We start from the raw sequence: 16,501 nt of genomic DNA on the forward strand, positions 1-16,501 counted from the left end.
TATCGGAGGGACTGCCATGCAGGGATTTTTCACATTCCTTCAGCAGAACCCGTATCTGCTGCTGTTTTTCACCGTCGGCCTCGCCGTTTGGATCGGTCGGGCCAACGTCAAGGGTTATGGCCTCGGCATGGTCGCCGGCGCCATTGTGGTGGGTGCCGGCCTCTCGGTTTGGGCGTCCACCTACGGCGTGAAGCTCGAGCTCAACAACTTCGCCAAGAGCCTGTTCTACTACCTGTTCATGTATGGCGTCGGCTTGCGTGTCGGCCCGTCCTTCGTCAACAGCCTTGGCGGCGATGGCCTCAAATTCACCGTTCTCGCCGTGGTGTCGAGCGTCATCGGCCTTACTCTCGTCGTGGTCGGCGCAAAGCTCTTCGACCTGCCGGTGGGCGCTGCCGGAGGCATGCTGGCGGGCTCGCAGACCATGTCGGCCGCGATCGGATCGGCCGAACAGGCCGTGACCGCGGGAGTCGTCAAGCTGCCCGCGGGCATGACTCCCGAAGCGGCTTCGGGCATGATCGCGCTCTCCTACGGCATCACCTACATTTGGGGCACCGTGGGCATCATCCTGATCTGCAAATATCTGCCGCGCTGGTGGGGCGTCGACGCCAGGACCGCCGCGAAGCAGTATGAGAAGGAATTCGGGGTCAAGGATCTCGAAGGCGGCGGCCTGACCGGCTATCGCCAGTTTGGCCTGCGCGCCTATCGGCTGGAGAATCCCGCAACAGTCGGACTCAGCATTGCCAAGTTCCGGATGATGAATCCGGAATACCGGATCGTCAATGTCGGGCGCGACGGCGAACCGCAAGGTGCCGATCCCGAGCTCGTGCTGCAAAAAGGCGACATTATCGCTCTGGGCGGCTCGACCGAGCATCTCACCGAGAAGATGGGTTTGATCGGCCCCGAAGTGGCCGATGCCCAGACGCTCGGCATCCCCATGGATCAGGCCGAAATCGTGGTCTTCAACAAGGATGTCGTGGGGCGCACTTTCGAATCCTTCCGCGAGACGGCCATCGCCGGCCAGTTGCAGGTCACCAAGGTCGAGCGCGGGGGCGTGCAAATCCCCGCTGGTCTGAAAACCCAGTTGCAGCGGATGGACATCGTCTCGGTGGTCGGCCTGAAGGGGGCCGTGAACGAGCTCGGTGAGATGTGGGGACGCATCGCGCGTACCAACACCTCGACGGACCTGCTGACGCTCTCGGCGGGCATGATCATCGGATTCCTGATCGGCATGATCGATTTCCCGGCCTTCGGTGCCAAGATCGGCCTCGGCAATGCCGGCGGCCTGTTGCTGTCAGGCGTCCTCGTCTCATCGATCGTGTCGCGGCTGCGCTTCTTCGGCAATACGCCCAATGCGGCACGCAACGTGCTCGAGGATCTCGGGCTCGTGGTCTTCGTCGCCATTGTCGGCATCAATGCAGGCGCCGGATTGCTGTCTCAGCTGACGGGCGCGGTGGCGCTGAAAATCTTCATCGTCGGCTTCATCGCCTGCACGATCCCGCCCTTCATCGTCTGGGCGATCGGGTACCACATCTTCAAGATCAATCCGGCCGTGCTGATGGGCGGTGTGGCCGGCGCGCGGTCGCACTCCGGCCCGTGCCGCGAGGCGGCGGTGGAAATCCAGAGCACCGTACCCTGGATCGGATTCCCGGTCGGCTATGCCGTTTCGGGCATCCTGCTCACGGTGTTCGGCTACTTCGCAATGATCTTGGCTCAGTAACTCAGTGTGACTGCAAAGGGGAAACTACTCATGAGAAAGTCTGCAACGCGCCTCGCTCTCGCCGCTCTGCTCGTCGGTGTGGCCGGCTTCGGCACGCCGTCGCGTGCCGATACCGGCCAGGTCGCCGTGGTCTTCACCAAGGGCGGCTTCATCGTCGGCGTCGGCGGCGGGGAGGGCGTGCTGCTCTACAGGGGCCACAAATATCCCTTCACGGTATCAGGGATGAGCGTCGGCTTCACGGTCGGTGCCTCCACGACCAAACTGGTCGGCCGCGCGCTCAACCTGAAGGGGCCGCAGTCGATCGAAGGCTCCTATGCCGCGGGCGGAGCAGGTGGGGCCGTTGCGGCCGGCGCCGGCGCGGTGCAATTGCAGAACGCCAATGGCGTGATCCTTCAGCTCAGCGGGCCGAAGGTTGGGGCCGAGGTCTCGGCCGCGGTCGGCGGCGTCACGATCAAGCTGAAATAGCGGGAGCAAGGCTTGCGCAAACAAAACGGGCTGCGTCACCGCAGCCCGTTTTCATGTGGCGATCGTGCGCGTCAATATCGCTCTTCGACGAAGTTCCGTTCGCGCAGGCTGGCCTGGTCGTTGTAGCGACCCTTGTGGGAGCGCGGCGGCAGCTTGACCTTCTCGCGCTTGATCTTCTTGTAGGGGATCGTCTGCAGAATATGCGAGATGACGTTGAGCCGGGCGCGCCGCTTGTCGTCGGAGCGGATCAGCCGCCAGGGCGCATGCTTGGTGTCGGTCGCCTCGAACATCATGTCGCGCGCGCGGGAGTAATCATACCAGCGGCCAAATGACTCGGTGTCCATCGGGCTGAGCTTCCACTGCCGCAGCGGATCCTCGATCCGCGCCTTGAAGCGGAGCTCCTGCTCCTCCATCCCGACCTCGAGCCACAGCTTGATCAGGATGATGCCGGCGTCCACGGCGAACTTCTCGACCAGTGGACACAATTCCAGGAAGCGCTGGTGCTCGGCCGGCGAGCAGAAGCCCATGACATATTCGACGCCGGCGCGGTTGTACCAGCTGCGATCGAAGATCACGATCTCGCCGCCGGCGGGATATTGCTCGATGTAGCGTTGCAGGAAGAGCTGGGATTTTTGCCGGTCGGAAGGCGCGGGCAGGGCGCAGACGCGGAAGACGCGCGGGCTGACCTTTTCGGTCAAGGCCTTGATGGTCCCTCCCTTGCCGGCGGCATCGCGGCCCTCGAAGATGATGATCACCTTCAGCTTCTGGGCCTTGACCCATTCCTGGAGGTGGCAGAGCTCGACCTGGAGCTTTTCGAGCTCCTTCTCATAGGCCTTGCGCTTCATCTTCTCGGCGGGCTCGTTTTTGGCCATGCCTGTCCTTTCGCCGCTAGCGTCGTTATCAGTCGTCCCATGAAATGGTCACGCCGATGTCGCCCGGCATGCCGCCCGGGAACTCGATGACCTGGTAGGCGATGCGATAGCCGCGTGGCTGGAGATGGTCCTTCCAGAGCTGGAAGATCTCCTTGGGGATGCCGGTCAGCGTATTCTCCCAACCCTTTTCCATCTGGTTGATGGCGCGCCCCTTGTCGGTGCAGAGCAAGTTGGGAAAGCGATAGACCATCACTTCGGTCAGGCCGTTGCGCACGGCACGCTGGATGATGGTTGCGGCGAGCTTGATCTTCTCCTCCTCGGTCTTGCCGGAGGGCTTGCTCAATCGCTCGATCAGCGCGCGCTTTTCGGCTTCGGCGGCCGCAGCGAGACGGACATATTCTTCCGCCTTCTCGGCCTCCTTCAGCGCGGCCTCCTTGCGGATCTGCGTCGCGCTGGGAATGAGATCGTCAAGCCCGGGCATGGCTGCGGCTCCCTGTGATGTTCGAACAGCGTTGACCAACGCTAGGTCCGGCGTGAGGCGTTCCCTTGATTCAAATCAAGCAATCTGGGAGGCTGGCCGAACACAGTGCCGTCCAAGGCGTTTGACCGGGAGAGGCAATTGAACGATCAGCTCCATCCGATGGCTCCGCACCATCTACCGTTCTATCTCGCGCCGGGGAGCGGGACCGACACGCTGATGGTGGTGATGGGCATATTCCTGGTCGGAACCGTGCTGTGGGTCGGCACGCTTTATTGGAGGCTGCACAGCCTGCCCGAGCGGATGGCGCACAAGTCGCAGAAACTGCAATTCGAGTTCGTTGCCGTGCTGGGCCTGATCTCGCTGTTCACCCATATGCACATCTTCTGGATCGCCGGCCTGCTGCTGGCGTTGATCGATATTCCCGACTTTGGAACGCCGCTGCGCAGCATCGCTGACTCGGTCGAGAAAATTGCCGACGCGGCACCGGGAGAAGCGAACGAACCAGCTGAAGCACCGCCGCCGGCCGAAACGCCGGTTCCCGCCAAGGAGAAGGAGCACAGCCATGTTTGAGCTCATGTTCTGCTCGCTCCTCACGATCGTGCCTGATTATCTTTATCGCCGCTATGGCCAGGGCAAGCGCTTCGGGAAGGAGATCACGTTCTTCTCGGTCTGGTATGAGCTGCGCTGGGGCATCACCGGCTGCCTGATGCTGACGATCTCGCTGATCACGATGATCTTCTATTTCCACCCGGCGACGGACTCGGCGACGCTTTACTATCGAACCGTGCCGATCCTGCCTGAGGGATCGGGACGCGTAGAGGACGTGAAAGTCAGTTTCAGCCAGGCCGTGAAGAAGGGCGACGTGCTGTTCACGTTGGACAGCTCCAAGCAGCGGGCTGCGTTCGAAACTGCCAGGCGGAAGGTTGCCGAGGTCGACGCAGCGATGCAGACGGCGCAGGCCGACGTAGTCAAGGCAGAAGCGCAAATTGGCGAGGCGAAAGCCAATCTTCAGCAGGCAAAGGATGAACTCGACGTCAAGAGCGACCTGCAGCGCCGCAATCCCGGCATTGTTCCGCAACGCGACATCGAAAAGCTGCAGGTGCTGGTCGATCAGCGTCAATCCGGCGTTGACGCCGCGACCGCCGCGAAAGAGTCCGCAAGCCTGCAGGTCTCAATTTTGCTGCCGGCGCAGAAGGCCAGTGCCGCAGCCGCGCTTGATCAGGCCCAAGTCGATCTCGACAAGACCACGATCCGGGCAGGCGTCGACGGTCGCGTCGAGCAATTCTTTCTTCGTCCCGGCGACCTCGTCGCGCAGATCATGCGACCGGCCGGCATTCTCGTTCCCGAGGGCGCGGGCAAGACCGCGCTTCAGGCTGGCTTCGGCCAGATCGAGGCGGGCGTCTTGAAGGAAGGCATGGTTGCGGAAGCGAGCTGCATCTCCAAGCCCTGGGTGATCATTCCCATGGTCATCACGTCAGTGCAGGACTATATCGCGGCCGGTCAGTTCGCGGGTGGCCAGCAATTGATTGAAGCCCAGAACGGTCCCAAACCTGGCACGATCCTCGCGTTCCTCGAGCCGCTCTACAAGAATGGTCTCGACGGCGTAACGCCGGGCAGCAGCTGCATTGTCAATGCCTATACCAGCAATCACGAGGAAATTTCCGCGGCGCATACCAGCACCAGCCGGGCCATCGCGCTCCACGTCGTCGATGGCGTCGGCCTCGTGCATGCGCTGCTGCTGCGCATCCAGGCCTTGCTGATGCCGATCAAGACGCTGGTCCTGAGCGGTCATTGAGGGGCGGAACCAGGTCGCTTAGGTCTGTCACGCCGGTGCGTCTCCCGCTAGAATTATGAGTCAGAAGCGGCCGGAAAAGGCCGCCGGCGGAGGCGAGATGAGCGGGCGCAAATCCCGGATGTCGGTCAAGCTGGGGCCGGTTTGGCTCTGGCTCAGTCTGTTGCTGGCCGTTCTCTCCGGCCGCGCCGATGCCGCCGAGCCCAGCGCGCGCGGCGAACTCAAGCGTGTGCTCATACTGCATTCCTTCGGGCGCGAATTCCGCCCCTGGAGCGAGTATGCGCGAAGCATCAAGGCCGGGCTCGAGCAGCGATCGCCCTGGCCGCTCGACATCCAGGAACACACGCTGCTCAGCGCGCGTTTCAACAATCCTGGTCCGGAAGCGCCCTTCGTCGAGTATCTGCATTCGCTCTACGAGGGCGCGCCGCCCGACATCGTGTTGAGCATTGGTGCTCCGGCGGCGCGGTTCGCGCAGCGATATCGCGCGAAGCTGTTTCCCGATACGCCGATGGTGCTGGCCGTGGTCGAGGAGCGGCTGGTGGACCGCCTTGAGCTCACCGACAACGACGCCGTTGTGTCGGCCCGTCTCGATTTCATGGCGGTGTTTGAAAGCATCCTGCACGTCCTGCCGGACACAAAAACCGCGGCCATTGTGATCGGAGCATCGCCGCTTGAGAAATTCTGGACCGACCAGTTGAAGCAGGATTTGAAGCCGCTGGGAAATCGTCTCGAGCTCGTCTGGTATTCTGACCTGCCGTTCGAGGCGATCCTCAAGCGCGCGGCCGGGCTTCCGCCCCATGCCGTGCTGTTCTGGGGACAAATGTCGGTTGATGCCGCCGGCATCGTCCACGAGGGAGACCTCGCCCTGCGCAGCCTGCGCGCGGTCGCCAACGCGCCGATTTTCTCTTATCAGGACCCCTTCTTCGGCGGCAGCACCGTTGGCGGCCCGATGCAGCTCACGGCGGAGATCAGCCGAACGACGGTCGATGCCGTGATACGCGTCCTCGGAGGCGAGAAGCCGTCTGCCATCAGGTACGAGCCGATCGAATTCGGGCGGCCGAAATACGACTGGCGCGAATTGCAGCGCTGGGGCATCAGTGAAAGCAGTCTGCCTCCCGACAGCGAAATTCTGTTTCGCGAGCCGACCGTGTGGGAGCGCTATCGCTGGCAGATGCTGCTGATCGCCGCCATCATCCTGGTGCAGGGCGGCTTGATCAGTGGATTGTTGCATGAGCGTCATCGCCGCCGGGGCGCAGAGATCGAATCGCGCCAGCGGCTTGCCGAGCTTGCCCACGCCAACCGCTATTCGGCCGTCGGCGAATTGACGACCTCGATCGCGCATGAGCTCAATCAGCCGCTGGGCTCGATCCTGACCAACACCGAGACGGCTGAGCTCATGCTCCAGGGCAATTCCCCCGACATCGACGAGATCCGGCTGATCCTCGCCGATATCAGGCGGGACGATCAGCGGGCAAGCGAGGTGATCCGCCGGCTGCGCAGTGTCCTGAAGAAGACGCCGTTCGAGATCAAGGATATCGAGCTCAACGACACGGTCCGGGAAGCGGTTGGCCTGGCCAGGGCCGTTGCCGATGGACGCCGGATCACGCTGACCTACACGCCGGTGTTGATCGATCTGCATGTCAAGGGCGATCCCATCCAGCTTCAGCAGGTCGTTCTCAACCTGATTATCAATGCGATGGACGCGATCTCCGATGCGAACACCGGCAAGCGTGAGGTCCGCGTCTGGACCGCACGCGCCGCTCGGGAGGCCGAGGTCAATGTCGTCGATACCGGGCCGGGGGTGACGGCCCCCGATCTCGCCAATGTGTTCGATCCCTTCTTCACCACCAAGCCTCAAGGCATGGGCATGGGGCTTGCGATCGCGAAAACCATCGTCGAGGCCCACCAGGGCACGATCGGCGCAACGAACCAGCCGGCGGGCGGGGCACGGTTCACCATCCGCCTGCCACTCCTCCGCTGATCACCGGCATCCGGATCCAATTGTCTGTCGCGTCGCAACAGCGCGGAGGCTCCGTTTCGTTGATCTCGATCAACAAACGCCGATGCCCCGGCCCGATGGTCGCGGGCGGAAAGCTTCGTGGAGGTCGTGATGTTTCGCTGCGGCAAGATCCTGATGGCGCTTGCGCTGGTAATGGCGGTTCCTGCCGCGGCAATGGCTCAAGCTAGTACGCCGGCTGAACCGGCTGCGCAGACGCAGCCCGCAACGCCACCGGCCGCTGCCGCCGAGCTGTTGAAACCAGAGCAGCTCGAGGCGCTGGTCGCGCCGATCGCGCTCTATCCCGACGAACTGCTGGCCAACGTGCTGGCGGCATCGACCTATCCGCTCGAAGTGGTGCAGGCCGATCGCTGGCTGAAGGATAACAAGAACCTCAAGGGCGACGCGCTGAAGACGCAGGTCGACAAGCAGAGCTGGGACGACAGCGTCAAGGCGCTCGCCAGCACCGCCGATGTTCTTGCCATGATGAGCGACAAGCTCGAATGGACCCAGAAGCTCGGCGACGCCTTTCTCGCCCAGCAGCCCGACGTGATGGATGCAATCCAGCGTCTGCGCAACAAGGCCTACGACAACAAGAAGCTGGTCACCACCAAGCAACAGAAGGTCAGCGTCCAGTCGCAGGAAGGCAAGCAGGTCGTCGTCATCCAGCAGGCGGACCCTGCGACGATGTATGTGCCGTATTACGATCCGGCGACGGTCTACGGCACCTGGCCCTATGCGGAATATCCGCCGTACTACTGGGGCTACCCCTCCTATATCGGTGCGGGCGTGGTCGCAGCCGGCATCGCTTTCGGCACCGCCTGGGCGATCGGGCGCTGGGGCAATTACTGGGGCGGCGGCTGCAATTGGGGTAACCGCAACGTCTACGTCAATCATCGCACCACCAACATCGGCAACGGCTGGCAGCACAATCCGGCGCATCGCGGCGGGGTGCGTTACAACAACGTCAACGTCCAGCAGCGCTTCGGCAACAACAATATCAGGGCCGGCGCGTCGGACCGCATGGATTTTCGCGGCCGCGACGGCAACCAGGTGCTGCGTCCCGGTCAGGGCGGCGCGGGCGACCGTGCAGGCGACCGTGTCGGTGATCGGGCAGGCGATCGGGCTGGTGATCGCGCCGGCGATCGTGGCGGCGCCGGTGATCGCGGCGGTGCCGGCAATCGCGGAGATCGTCCGGGTGCAGGCGATCGTGCCAGCGCAGGGACGCGCGATCGGCCTGGCGGTGGTGATCGTGCCGGCGCCGGTGATCGTGCCAAGGGTGGCAACAAGGGCGGCAACAAAGGCGGTGGCGACCGCGCCAAGGCAGCCAACCGAGCCGGCGGCGGTGGTGGTGGCAATCGCGGCGGCGCCATGAACGTCTCGTCCGGCCGGTCGGCAGCCGCGGCATCGGCACGCGGACGCGCGAGCATGGCGAGCATGCCGCGCGGCGGCGGTGGCGGGCCGAGCATGGCCGGGCGCGGTGGCGGAGGAATGGCCGCGCGCGGTGGAGGCGGCGGCTTCGGAGGCGGAGGAGGTCGTGGAGGCGGCGGCGGTGGCCGGCGTTCCGATCTCGCGCTCAAGCACGACATCGTCCTGCTCGGCCATCTCTCGAACGGGCTCGGCTATTATCGCTTCAGCTATATCGGCAGCGCCAAGGCCTATGTCGGCGTGATGGCGCAGGAGGTCGAGCAGGTGATGCCCGACGCGGTGACCCGCGGCAGCGACGGTTATCTGAGGGTCTATTACGACAAGCTCGGGCTGACATTCCGCACCTACCGCGACTGGCTCGCCGGCGGCGCGAAAATCCCTACGGAGGTGATGCCATGAACGGCGCGACATGGGTCCATCGTGCGATCATGCCGGGCGTGGTCGTGCTCGCACTGTTCGCCTCGCCGTCATCAGCGCAGGAATCCTACAAGTCCCCGGAGGACGCTGCCGCAGCACTTGCCGACGCAGTCAAGGGGGGCCCGAAAGACATCCTGAAAGTGCTGGGCCGGGCAGCCGAGGACATCGTCTCGTCAGGCGACGAGGTCGCCGACAAGGACATCCGGGCACGCTTCTCGTCGATGTATGACGCCAAGCATGGCATCAAGACGGAGGGCAACAAGACTGCGACCTTGTTGCTCGGACCGGATGATTTCCCGTTCCCGATTCCGCTGGTCAACACCAGGAACGGCTGGGAATTCGATACGGACGAGGGCCGCATCGAGGTGCTTCGCCGGCGCATCGGCCGCAACGAGCTCGACGCGATCCAGACTGCGCTCGCCTATGTCGATGCGCAGAATGAATACGCGGACAAGGACCGCGGCGAGGGCGTCGGCGTCTACGCCCAGCGCTTCGTCTCGTCGCCCGGCAAGAAGGACGGGCTGTTCTGGCGTGACGACAGCGATCCGAGCCCGCTCGGACCTTTCGCGGCAGCGGCCTCGAAGGAAGGCTATGAGGCAAGCGACGTCGGTCCCGCGCCCTATCACGGCTACTACTTCCGCATCCTCAAGGGGCAGGGACGCGATGCGCCGGGTGGTGCGCTCAACTATGTCGTCAAGGGCAAGATGATCGGCGGCTTCGCCCTGATCGCCTGGCCCGCCGAATATGGCAATTCCGGCGTGATGACCTTCCTGGTCAATCATGCCGGCACCGTCTACCAGAAGGATCTCGGCAACCGCACCGAGTTCATCGCCGCGCGCACCACGCTGTTCGATCCCGATCAGACCTGGAAGAAGGTCGATGCCGCAAAACCCTGAATGGCGCAGCGCCGTCCGCCGTCGCCCGTTCCGTCTGATCGCGGTCCTGCTGCTCGCGATCGGGCTGGCAGCGCCGGCGACGCCGTCCTTTGCCCAGGCGGCCGGCCATGTCAGGGTCAAGATCGTCAAGGCCGGCCTGCTGGTCGGTGGCGGCGTCGGCCGCGGTGTGCTGACCTATCGCGGCAAGACCTATCCATTCAAGATCACCGGCCTGAGCCTCGGCATCACGGCCGGCGCCACGGTCGGTCGCTTCGATGGCTGGGCCTCTGATATAAGCGACGTCAGCGACTTCGCCGGCACCTACAGCTCGGTCGGCGGCGGCTTTGCGCTGGTCGGCGGCGTCAATGGCGTTCAGCTCCGCAACGAGAAGGGCGTCACCATCGTGCTGCAGGGCCCAAAGGCCGGGCTCGAGCTTGCGGCCAATATCAGCGAGATCACGATCTCGCTGAGGTGAGCCGCATCGCGCGTGCCATGAGGTTGGCCTCAGGCGATCCTCAACTTGAGCGTCAAAAGCGCGGCTGAACCGAGGGCAACCGCGACGCCGATCGCGCACGCGGTCCATCCCATCAGGTCAAAGATCTGTCCGAGTGCCGCGGTACCGGTCAAACCTCCAAGGAAATAGCAGGCCAGGTAGGTGCCGCTGGCAACGCCGCGGTCTTCGGTCGCGACCTGCCCGACGAAGCTGGTCGCTACGGCTTGAGCGAAGAACGTCCCGACGCCGACCAGGACCATGCCGGTGAGCACCTCGGCAAGATGCGGGCGCAGCATCAAAAGCACGCCGAGCGCCGCGAGGGCGAGCGCGCCCCAGATCGCCGGCCGTGTCCCGATGCGCGTGGCGACCTTGCCGGCCAAAAGAGTGGTGACGATCGAGGGCAGGAAGACGAGATAGACGAGGCCAAGGTCCATCATGCCGAGCGAGAGTGGCGGCCGCACCAGGACGAAATTCACGAAGGTGAAGGTGCCGATGAAGGCGAACAGGATGCAAAAGCCGATGCCGAAGGCCGCGCGCAGCCGTTCATTGCGCCAGTGCGCGAACATGGCGGCAAGCGGCGAGGCGGCCGTGGACATCACATGCATTGGCTGGACGCGATTGATGGTGAAATAGACCAGAGCAGCGCCGGCCAGATTGAGTGCGGCAAAGAAGTAGAAATTCCAGGACAGCCCAAGGCTGTCGGCGACCGCGGCCGAGATCAGTCGCCCGATCAGATTGCTTGCGACATTTCCCGTGATGTAGGCAGCAAAGGCCCCGCCGGCATCCATCGCGCTGCATTGTTCGCCGAGATGAGCGAGCGTCAGCGCGAACGCCGATGCCATGCACAGGCCTTGCGCGATACGGAGACCCGTGAAGACAGCGAGGTTGGGCGCCACCGCAAGCAGACTGGTCGGGATGGCCAGCAGCGTGAGACTGAGAAGAATGCCAAGCCGCCGGTCGATATGAGGGCTGAAGAAGCCGACGACGAGGCTTGAGATGGCCATGCCAAAGGTGGAGGCGTTGACCGCAAAGCCCATCGCCGCCGGCGTCACCCCGTAATGGCGTGTGAGGGACGGCAGGATCGCCTGCGTCGCAAAGAGATCGACGACCGTCAGGAATGCGCTCAAGCCGATGACGAGCGAGCGGAAGGCGACGCCCGGCGAGGGTCCATGCATCGTCATGGTGGTCGGTCTGATGCGGGCGGACAAATCAGTCATGACACTGCATCTCCTGACGAGAAGGACGATGTGACGCCCGGCACGCGGGGCAGCATTCCGGGCGCCACATCCAGTAACGAGGGCAGGGGCTTGATGCACTCGCTACATATTGTGGTCGTGCTGATCCTTGCGGACGTCGCCGACATAGAGAATGACGGTCTGCTTGCCGAGGTTCTTCCACCAGTGCGAGGTCCCAAAGACTTCAGGCCTGATATCGCCGGCCTTGTGCACGATCGGATCGACGCAGTTGGAGGCGTATTCGACGATCTCGCCCTGCTGCACGAAAATCAGTGCCGGACGGTCGTCATGGCTGTGCCAGGGCACGATGCCGCCGGGTTCGATCGTCAGCTTGCGAAAGCGCAGCTCGCGATCCCTGATGTTGGCCGGCTGCTTCTCGAGGTCGATCGAGCCGAGCGTGACGTCGGTGACGCCGACGGGCTTGTAATCGACCATCTGCCGGGCATTCGGCTTCATCTTGTCGGCCGGGCATTCGCCGGCAGAGGCGGGTTGGATCGCGAACATGACCGCGCCGGCCAAAGCGACGGCGGGCAAGAGGGTAAGTGACAGTCTCGAATGCGTGATCATGGATGGTCTCCGTTGTTGGCCGCAACCGCGATGGTCATTGGCAATGGCGTCAGGCTCGCCGAAGACGCGCGCTGAATGAAATGCCGTCTCGCTCTCGACGCGATAGCCCCGCGCTATCGCGGCGCGATAGGCAGCGGCTATCGAACCAATCGTGGAATGGCATTTCTACCGGCCGACGATCTGGCGTCGGATGGCAATGCCCCCTTGCAGGGTGGCCAGAACGCAAAATAATGTCCCTCGCACCACGTGCCGGAGCGGAAGATGACGTCGTTGACCCCCGCCGATGCCGAACGGCTCAAACTTGCCTTTCAACGCTGCCGCGACATGGAGGGCACGCTGAACGAGCAGCTTCGTGCCTATGCGGAGGCCGGCCGCGAGATATTCCCCGCTTACGGGGAGGCGGTCGATCGCCTGGTGGACCGATTGAGCCAGAACGGGGGCGGCGAGAACGCGCCGCGTCCGGGCGAGGTGATGCCGCCCTTCATGCTGCCCGACGATCGGGGGCGACTCGTTGGGCTGCCATCATTGCTTGCGCGCGGGCCTGTGGCCGTGATGTTCTTTCGCGGGCACTGGTGTCCCTACTGCCGGTTGAACGTCCGCGCCGTGATCCAGGCGCAGGATCGGATCCGTGCGATGGGCGCGCAGATCGTCGCGATCATGCCGGAGACGCAGGAATATACCGAAAAGTTCATTGCGGAGTCGGGCGTGCCGTTTCCAGTGCTCACCGACCTCGACAACGGCTATGCGCTGTCGCTCAATCTGGCGATCTGGCTCGGCACCGAAATCCAGCGGTTATTGTCCTACCAGGACATGGCCAAATTCCACGGCAATGACGGCTGGATGCTACCGATCCCGGCTGTCTTCGTGGTCGGTCGAGACGGCCTCGTCAAGGCGCGCTTCGTCGATCCCGATTTTCGCAAGCGCATGGAGATCGACGATTTGCTCGCCGCGCTTGAGAGCGCGAGCCGGGAGAATTGAGGTTTGCCGTCGCAAAGTCCCTTGCGACAGGAGGGCAAGCTCAGCCCGCAATCGCCCGCCAATCCGCGCCGCGCAGCATCCGCATCACCGCGTTGGCCACAGCCGTCCGCTGACGGCCGGCGACGCCGTAGAGGTTAACGGTGCGGCGGGCGTCGAGGCCGCTCACCGCGGCACGCTTGAGATTTTCGGGCAGCGGTGATGTGCGCGGCACCATTGCGATGCCGATGTCGGCCTCGACGAGCTCGAGAAGGTCGCGCTCGCAGGAGATCTCATGGCCGTGATCGACGTCGATGCCGTGCTCGCGCAAGCTCGAGGAGATCCGGCTGGCATGCTCGCAATAGTTTCGGCTCAACATTTGCTCGGCGCGCAGATCGTCGAATTCGATCGTGCTCTGGCTCGCAAGCCGGTGGTCTTTTGCGATCACGAGGTCGAAATTCTCGGTGAATAGCGGCCAGACGTCGAGCCGCTCCCAGGTCCCGTCGATCTCGGCGGCAATGCCGAGCTCGGCTTCACCTTTCTTGAGATAATCCGCGACCTCGCGGCTCGAGCCACGCAAGAAGCGGAATTCGAGCCGGTTGAACTGCCGCCTGATCTGGTTGAGGTGTGGAATCAGCAGGGAAAGATCGATGGCATGGGTCAGCGCAACGCGCAGCGCACCGACTTCGCCGCTCTTGAAAGAGGAGGCGAGCGAGCGTGCGCCGGCGGCGGCCTCGTAGCACTGCTTCAACAGCGGATGCATCCGTTGGCCGAGCTCAGTCAGCTGTGCGGCCGGCCGCTCGCGGCGAAACAGGTCACCACCAAGCTCGGCCTCGAGCTGCTTGATGGCCCGCGTCAGCGAGGGCTGCGTCACGTTGCATTCCTCGGCGGCGCGCGTGAAGTTCAGCAGTTGCGCTACCGCGAGGAAATAGCGGACCTGGTGCATTTCCATGGATCGGCTCCCAGCAGGATCGGGACGGAACTTAGCCGATCGGGACGTAGAATGACATCCCGCGTCCGATAGCGGACGCGTATCGTTTCGGAAGCCATCCGGCATTTCCGCTTCTTGCGGCCATCGCTCACAATTCGCATCAGTCAAGGGTCCGGTCAGGAGGCCGCCCCGTCGTCATTGGAGGATCAGCCATGAATATTCCCCTCAAGCCGCAAGCGTCTCAGACCGCACGAACACTCGCCGGTAAGGTCGCCCTGGTGACGGGTTCGACCAGCGGCATCGGGCTCGGCATCATCAGGGCGCTCGCGGCTGAAGGGGCCGATGTTGTCCTGAACGGGCTCGGCGGCGCCGCGGAGATCGGCAAAGTCCGCGAGCAGATCGCGGCCGAGTTCAGCGTCAAGGCGAGCTTTTCGCCGGCCGACATGACCCGGCCGAATTCGATCGCCGAAATGATCGCGGCGACCGTTGCACAGTCCGGTCGGCTCGACATCCTTGTCAACAATGCCGGCATCCAGCACGTTGCGCCGTTGGAGGCGTTTCCGGTCGAAAAGTGGGACCAGATCCTCGCAATCAACTTGTCGTCCGCCTTCCACACCACGCGGCTCGCACTGCCGGCGATGCGCCGGAACGGGTTCGGTCGCATCATCAACGTCTCCTCGACGCATGGCCTCATCGCGTCCCCCTTCAAGGCGGCTTATGTCGCCGCCAAACATGGCATCGTCGGGCTGACCAAGGTGACGGCGCTGGAGACCGCCGAGGAAGCCATCACCTGCAACGCGATCTGTCCCGGCTATGTCTATACCCCGCTGGTCGAGGCGCAGATCGATGGGCAGGCCAAGGCGCATGGTATCTCCCGCGACCAGGTGATCCGCGACGTCCTGCTCGCCCAGCAGCCGAACAAGCGCTTCACCACGGTGGAAGAGCTCGGCGCTCTCACGGTGTTTCTCTCGACCGAGGCCGCGGGCTCGATCACCGGCATTGCACTGCCGGTCGATGGCGGCTGGACCGCGCATTGACATGAACAGGCGTAACAAACCGCGACGGCTGACGAATATCCAGCGATTGGAAGCCCCTCAGGAGCGAGACATGAACGGCATGCAAGGCAATTCAAAGGACCTGCCGGGCCAGGTCGTGCTGGTGCTGCAGGGCGGCGGCGCGCTCGGCTCCTACCAGGCCGGCGTCTACCAGGCCCTGCATGAGGCCGGCATCGAGCCGGACTGGATCATCGGCACCTCGATCGGTGCGATCAATGCCAGCCTGATCGCTGGCAATGAGCCGCGGCATCGGCTTGAGCGGCTGAAGGTATTTTGGAAGCGGATGGAGCAGAGCCCGGCCTGGAGCTTCCGCACCGCATTCCCCGGCTTCAACGAAAAGCTCTCCTATTGGTCGACCATCACCAGCGGCATTCCGGGCTTCTTCCGGCCCAATCCGCTGGCGCATGCCGGCGATTCCTATCCGCTGGGTGCTGACCACGCAGGCTTCTATTCGACCGCGCCGCTCGAGAAGACGCTGAACGAGCTCGTCGACTTCAGCCTGGTCAATCGCTGCACGCCGCGGCTGACCGTGGGCGCGGCCCATGTACGCTCGAGCCAGATGCGCTATTTCGACAGCCGCGATGGTGAGCTGACGGTGAAGCACGTGATGGCGTCAGGTGCGCTGCCGCCGGCGTTTCCGGCCGTGCGTATCGATGGCGAGCTCTACTGGGACGGTGGCATCCTCTCCAACACGCCGACGGAAGCGGTGTTCGACGACAACCCGCGCAAGAACTCGCTGATCTTCGCCGTGCACCTCTGGAATCCCGTGGGCGCCGAGCCTAGCACAATGGCCGAGGTGCTGAACCGCCACAAGGACGTCCAGTACTCCAGCCGTATCGCCAGCCAGATCACGCGCCAGCAGCAGGCGCATCGTTTGCGTCATGTCATCAACCAGTTGGCCGCGAGGCTCCCCGAGCACGAACGCGGCAATCCTGTTGCCCGCGAACTGATGAGCTATGGCTGTCCGACCCGGATGCACGTGGTGCGTCTGCTCGCCCCGCAACTCGATCACGAGACGCACACCAAGGATATCGACTTCAGCCCGTCCGGCATCATGAGGCGCTGGGAGGCTGGCTACGCACATACCCAGGCGGCGCTGGCAAGCAGGCCTTGGGAAGGCGAGTTCGACCCTCTGGCGGGCGTGATCCTGCATGACCAGCAGGAGATGATGCCGATGGCAGCCGAATGAGCAAGGCCATCGGATAATTGGCGCTTACCCTGAC

Annotated in this window: 16 protein-coding genes; 11 read left to right on the forward strand and 5 right to left on the reverse strand. The window is 63.7% G+C overall.

Annotated features, from left to right (window positions below; translation table 11 throughout):
• The first annotated feature begins 16 nt into the window (after nucleotides 1–16).
• Together ACNJX9_RS21530 and ACNJX9_RS21535 are read left to right on the forward strand one after the other, a co-directional pair.
• A complete protein-coding gene (locus ACNJX9_RS21530; RefSeq protein ID WP_057755131.1) occupies nucleotides 17–1,717 on the forward strand; it encodes an aspartate:alanine exchanger family transporter in 1,701 nt (566 codons plus the stop codon).
• A 30-nt stretch (nucleotides 1,718–1,747) separates the two neighbouring features.
• Nucleotides 1,748–2,182, forward strand: a complete 435-nt coding sequence (locus ACNJX9_RS21535) for a hypothetical protein (protein WP_057755128.1) — start codon at nucleotides 1,748–1,750, stop codon at nucleotides 2,180–2,182.
• A gap of 71 nt (nucleotides 2,183–2,253) precedes the next feature.
• On the opposite strand, the gene ppk2 is transcribed toward ACNJX9_RS21535, so the two are convergent.
• Entirely contained in the window at nucleotides 2,254–3,054 is an 801-nt protein-coding gene (gene ppk2 / locus ACNJX9_RS21540; RefSeq protein WP_439404082.1) for a polyphosphate kinase 2, read from the reverse strand.
• Nucleotides 3,055–3,082: 28 nt separating this feature from the next.
• Nucleotides 3,083–3,535, reverse strand: coding sequence for a hypothetical protein (locus tag ACNJX9_RS21545; RefSeq protein ID WP_439404083.1), 453 nt, complete (start codon nucleotides 3,533–3,535; stop codon nucleotides 3,083–3,085).
• 159 nt (nucleotides 3,536–3,694) lie between these two features.
• On the opposite strand from ACNJX9_RS21545, the gene ACNJX9_RS21550 reads away from it, so the two are divergent.
• The 6 genes from ACNJX9_RS21550 to ACNJX9_RS21575 all read left to right on the forward strand — a co-directional run bounded on the left by ACNJX9_RS21550 (nucleotide 3,695) and on the right by ACNJX9_RS21575 (nucleotide 10,518).
• Entirely contained in the window at nucleotides 3,695–4,105 is a 411-nt protein-coding gene (locus ACNJX9_RS21550; RefSeq protein WP_057756676.1) for a hypothetical protein, read from the forward strand.
• Entirely contained in the window at nucleotides 4,098–5,330 is a 1,233-nt protein-coding gene (locus ACNJX9_RS21555; protein ID WP_057755120.1) for an HlyD family secretion protein, read from the forward strand. The genes ACNJX9_RS21550 and ACNJX9_RS21555 overlap by 8 nt, the downstream gene beginning before the upstream one ends.
• A 97-nt stretch (nucleotides 5,331–5,427) precedes the next feature.
• Nucleotides 5,428–7,308, forward strand: a complete 1,881-nt coding sequence (locus ACNJX9_RS21560) for a sensor histidine kinase (protein ID WP_439404084.1) — start codon at nucleotides 5,428–5,430, stop codon at nucleotides 7,306–7,308.
• A 129-nt stretch (nucleotides 7,309–7,437) separates the two neighbouring features.
• The gene (locus ACNJX9_RS21565) at nucleotides 7,438–9,150 is read left to right on the forward strand and encodes a DUF3300 domain-containing protein (RefSeq protein WP_439410098.1); all 1,713 of its coding nucleotides are present in this window, start codon (nucleotides 7,438–7,440) and stop codon (nucleotides 9,148–9,150) included.
• The gene (locus ACNJX9_RS21570) at nucleotides 9,147–10,064 is read left to right on the forward strand and encodes a DUF2950 domain-containing protein (protein ID WP_439404085.1); all 918 of its coding nucleotides are present in this window, start codon (nucleotides 9,147–9,149) and stop codon (nucleotides 10,062–10,064) included. The genes ACNJX9_RS21565 and ACNJX9_RS21570 overlap by 4 nt, the downstream gene beginning before the upstream one ends.
• Nucleotides 10,048–10,518 (forward strand): hypothetical protein, encoded by a 471-nt coding sequence (locus ACNJX9_RS21575; RefSeq protein WP_439404086.1) that lies wholly within the window; start codon nucleotides 10,048–10,050, stop codon nucleotides 10,516–10,518. The genes ACNJX9_RS21570 and ACNJX9_RS21575 overlap by 17 nt, the downstream gene beginning before the upstream one ends.
• Before the next feature lie 29 nt (nucleotides 10,519–10,547).
• Here the strand turns inward: ACNJX9_RS21575 and ACNJX9_RS21580 are convergent, their stop codons facing one another.
• On the reverse strand, nucleotides 10,548–11,753 hold the full coding sequence (locus ACNJX9_RS21580) for an MFS transporter (RefSeq protein WP_439404087.1): 1,206 nt from the start codon (nucleotides 11,751–11,753) through the stop codon (nucleotides 10,548–10,550).
• Between the two features lie 102 nt (nucleotides 11,754–11,855).
• Complete coding sequence (locus tag ACNJX9_RS21585) at nucleotides 11,856–12,338, reverse strand: cupin domain-containing protein (RefSeq protein ID WP_057755109.1); 483 nt, start codon at nucleotides 12,336–12,338, stop codon at nucleotides 11,856–11,858.
• Nucleotides 12,339–12,599: 261 nt separating this feature from the next.
• Here ACNJX9_RS21585 and ACNJX9_RS21590 point away from each other — a divergent pair, with 261 nt between their 5' ends.
• Nucleotides 12,600–13,316: a peroxiredoxin-like family protein gene (locus ACNJX9_RS21590; RefSeq protein ID WP_439404088.1), complete on the forward strand. Its 717-nt coding sequence runs from the start codon at nucleotides 12,600–12,602 to the stop codon at nucleotides 13,314–13,316.
• A gap of 40 nt (nucleotides 13,317–13,356) precedes the next feature.
• On the opposite strand, the gene ACNJX9_RS21595 is transcribed toward ACNJX9_RS21590, so the two are convergent.
• A complete protein-coding gene (locus ACNJX9_RS21595; RefSeq protein ID WP_057755106.1) occupies nucleotides 13,357–14,244 on the reverse strand; it encodes a LysR family transcriptional regulator in 888 nt (295 codons plus the stop codon).
• A 191-nt stretch (nucleotides 14,245–14,435) separates the two neighbouring features.
• Between ACNJX9_RS21595 and ACNJX9_RS21600 the strand changes: the two genes are divergently transcribed.
• Both ACNJX9_RS21600 and ACNJX9_RS21605 read left to right on the forward strand, forming a co-directional pair.
• The gene (locus ACNJX9_RS21600; RefSeq protein WP_057755103.1) at nucleotides 14,436–15,260 is read left to right on the forward strand and encodes a 3-hydroxybutyrate dehydrogenase; all 825 of its coding nucleotides are present in this window, start codon (nucleotides 14,436–14,438) and stop codon (nucleotides 15,258–15,260) included.
• Between the two features lie 70 nt (nucleotides 15,261–15,330).
• A complete protein-coding gene (locus tag ACNJX9_RS21605; protein ID WP_057755099.1) occupies nucleotides 15,331–16,467 on the forward strand; it encodes a patatin-like phospholipase family protein in 1,137 nt (378 codons plus the stop codon).
• Nucleotides 16,468–16,501 lie beyond the last annotated feature (34 nt).

The organism is Bradyrhizobium sp. BLXBL-03 (assembly GCF_051853015.1).
GTDB classification, from domain to species: domain Bacteria; phylum Pseudomonadota; class Alphaproteobacteria; order Rhizobiales; family Xanthobacteraceae; genus Bradyrhizobium; species Bradyrhizobium manausense.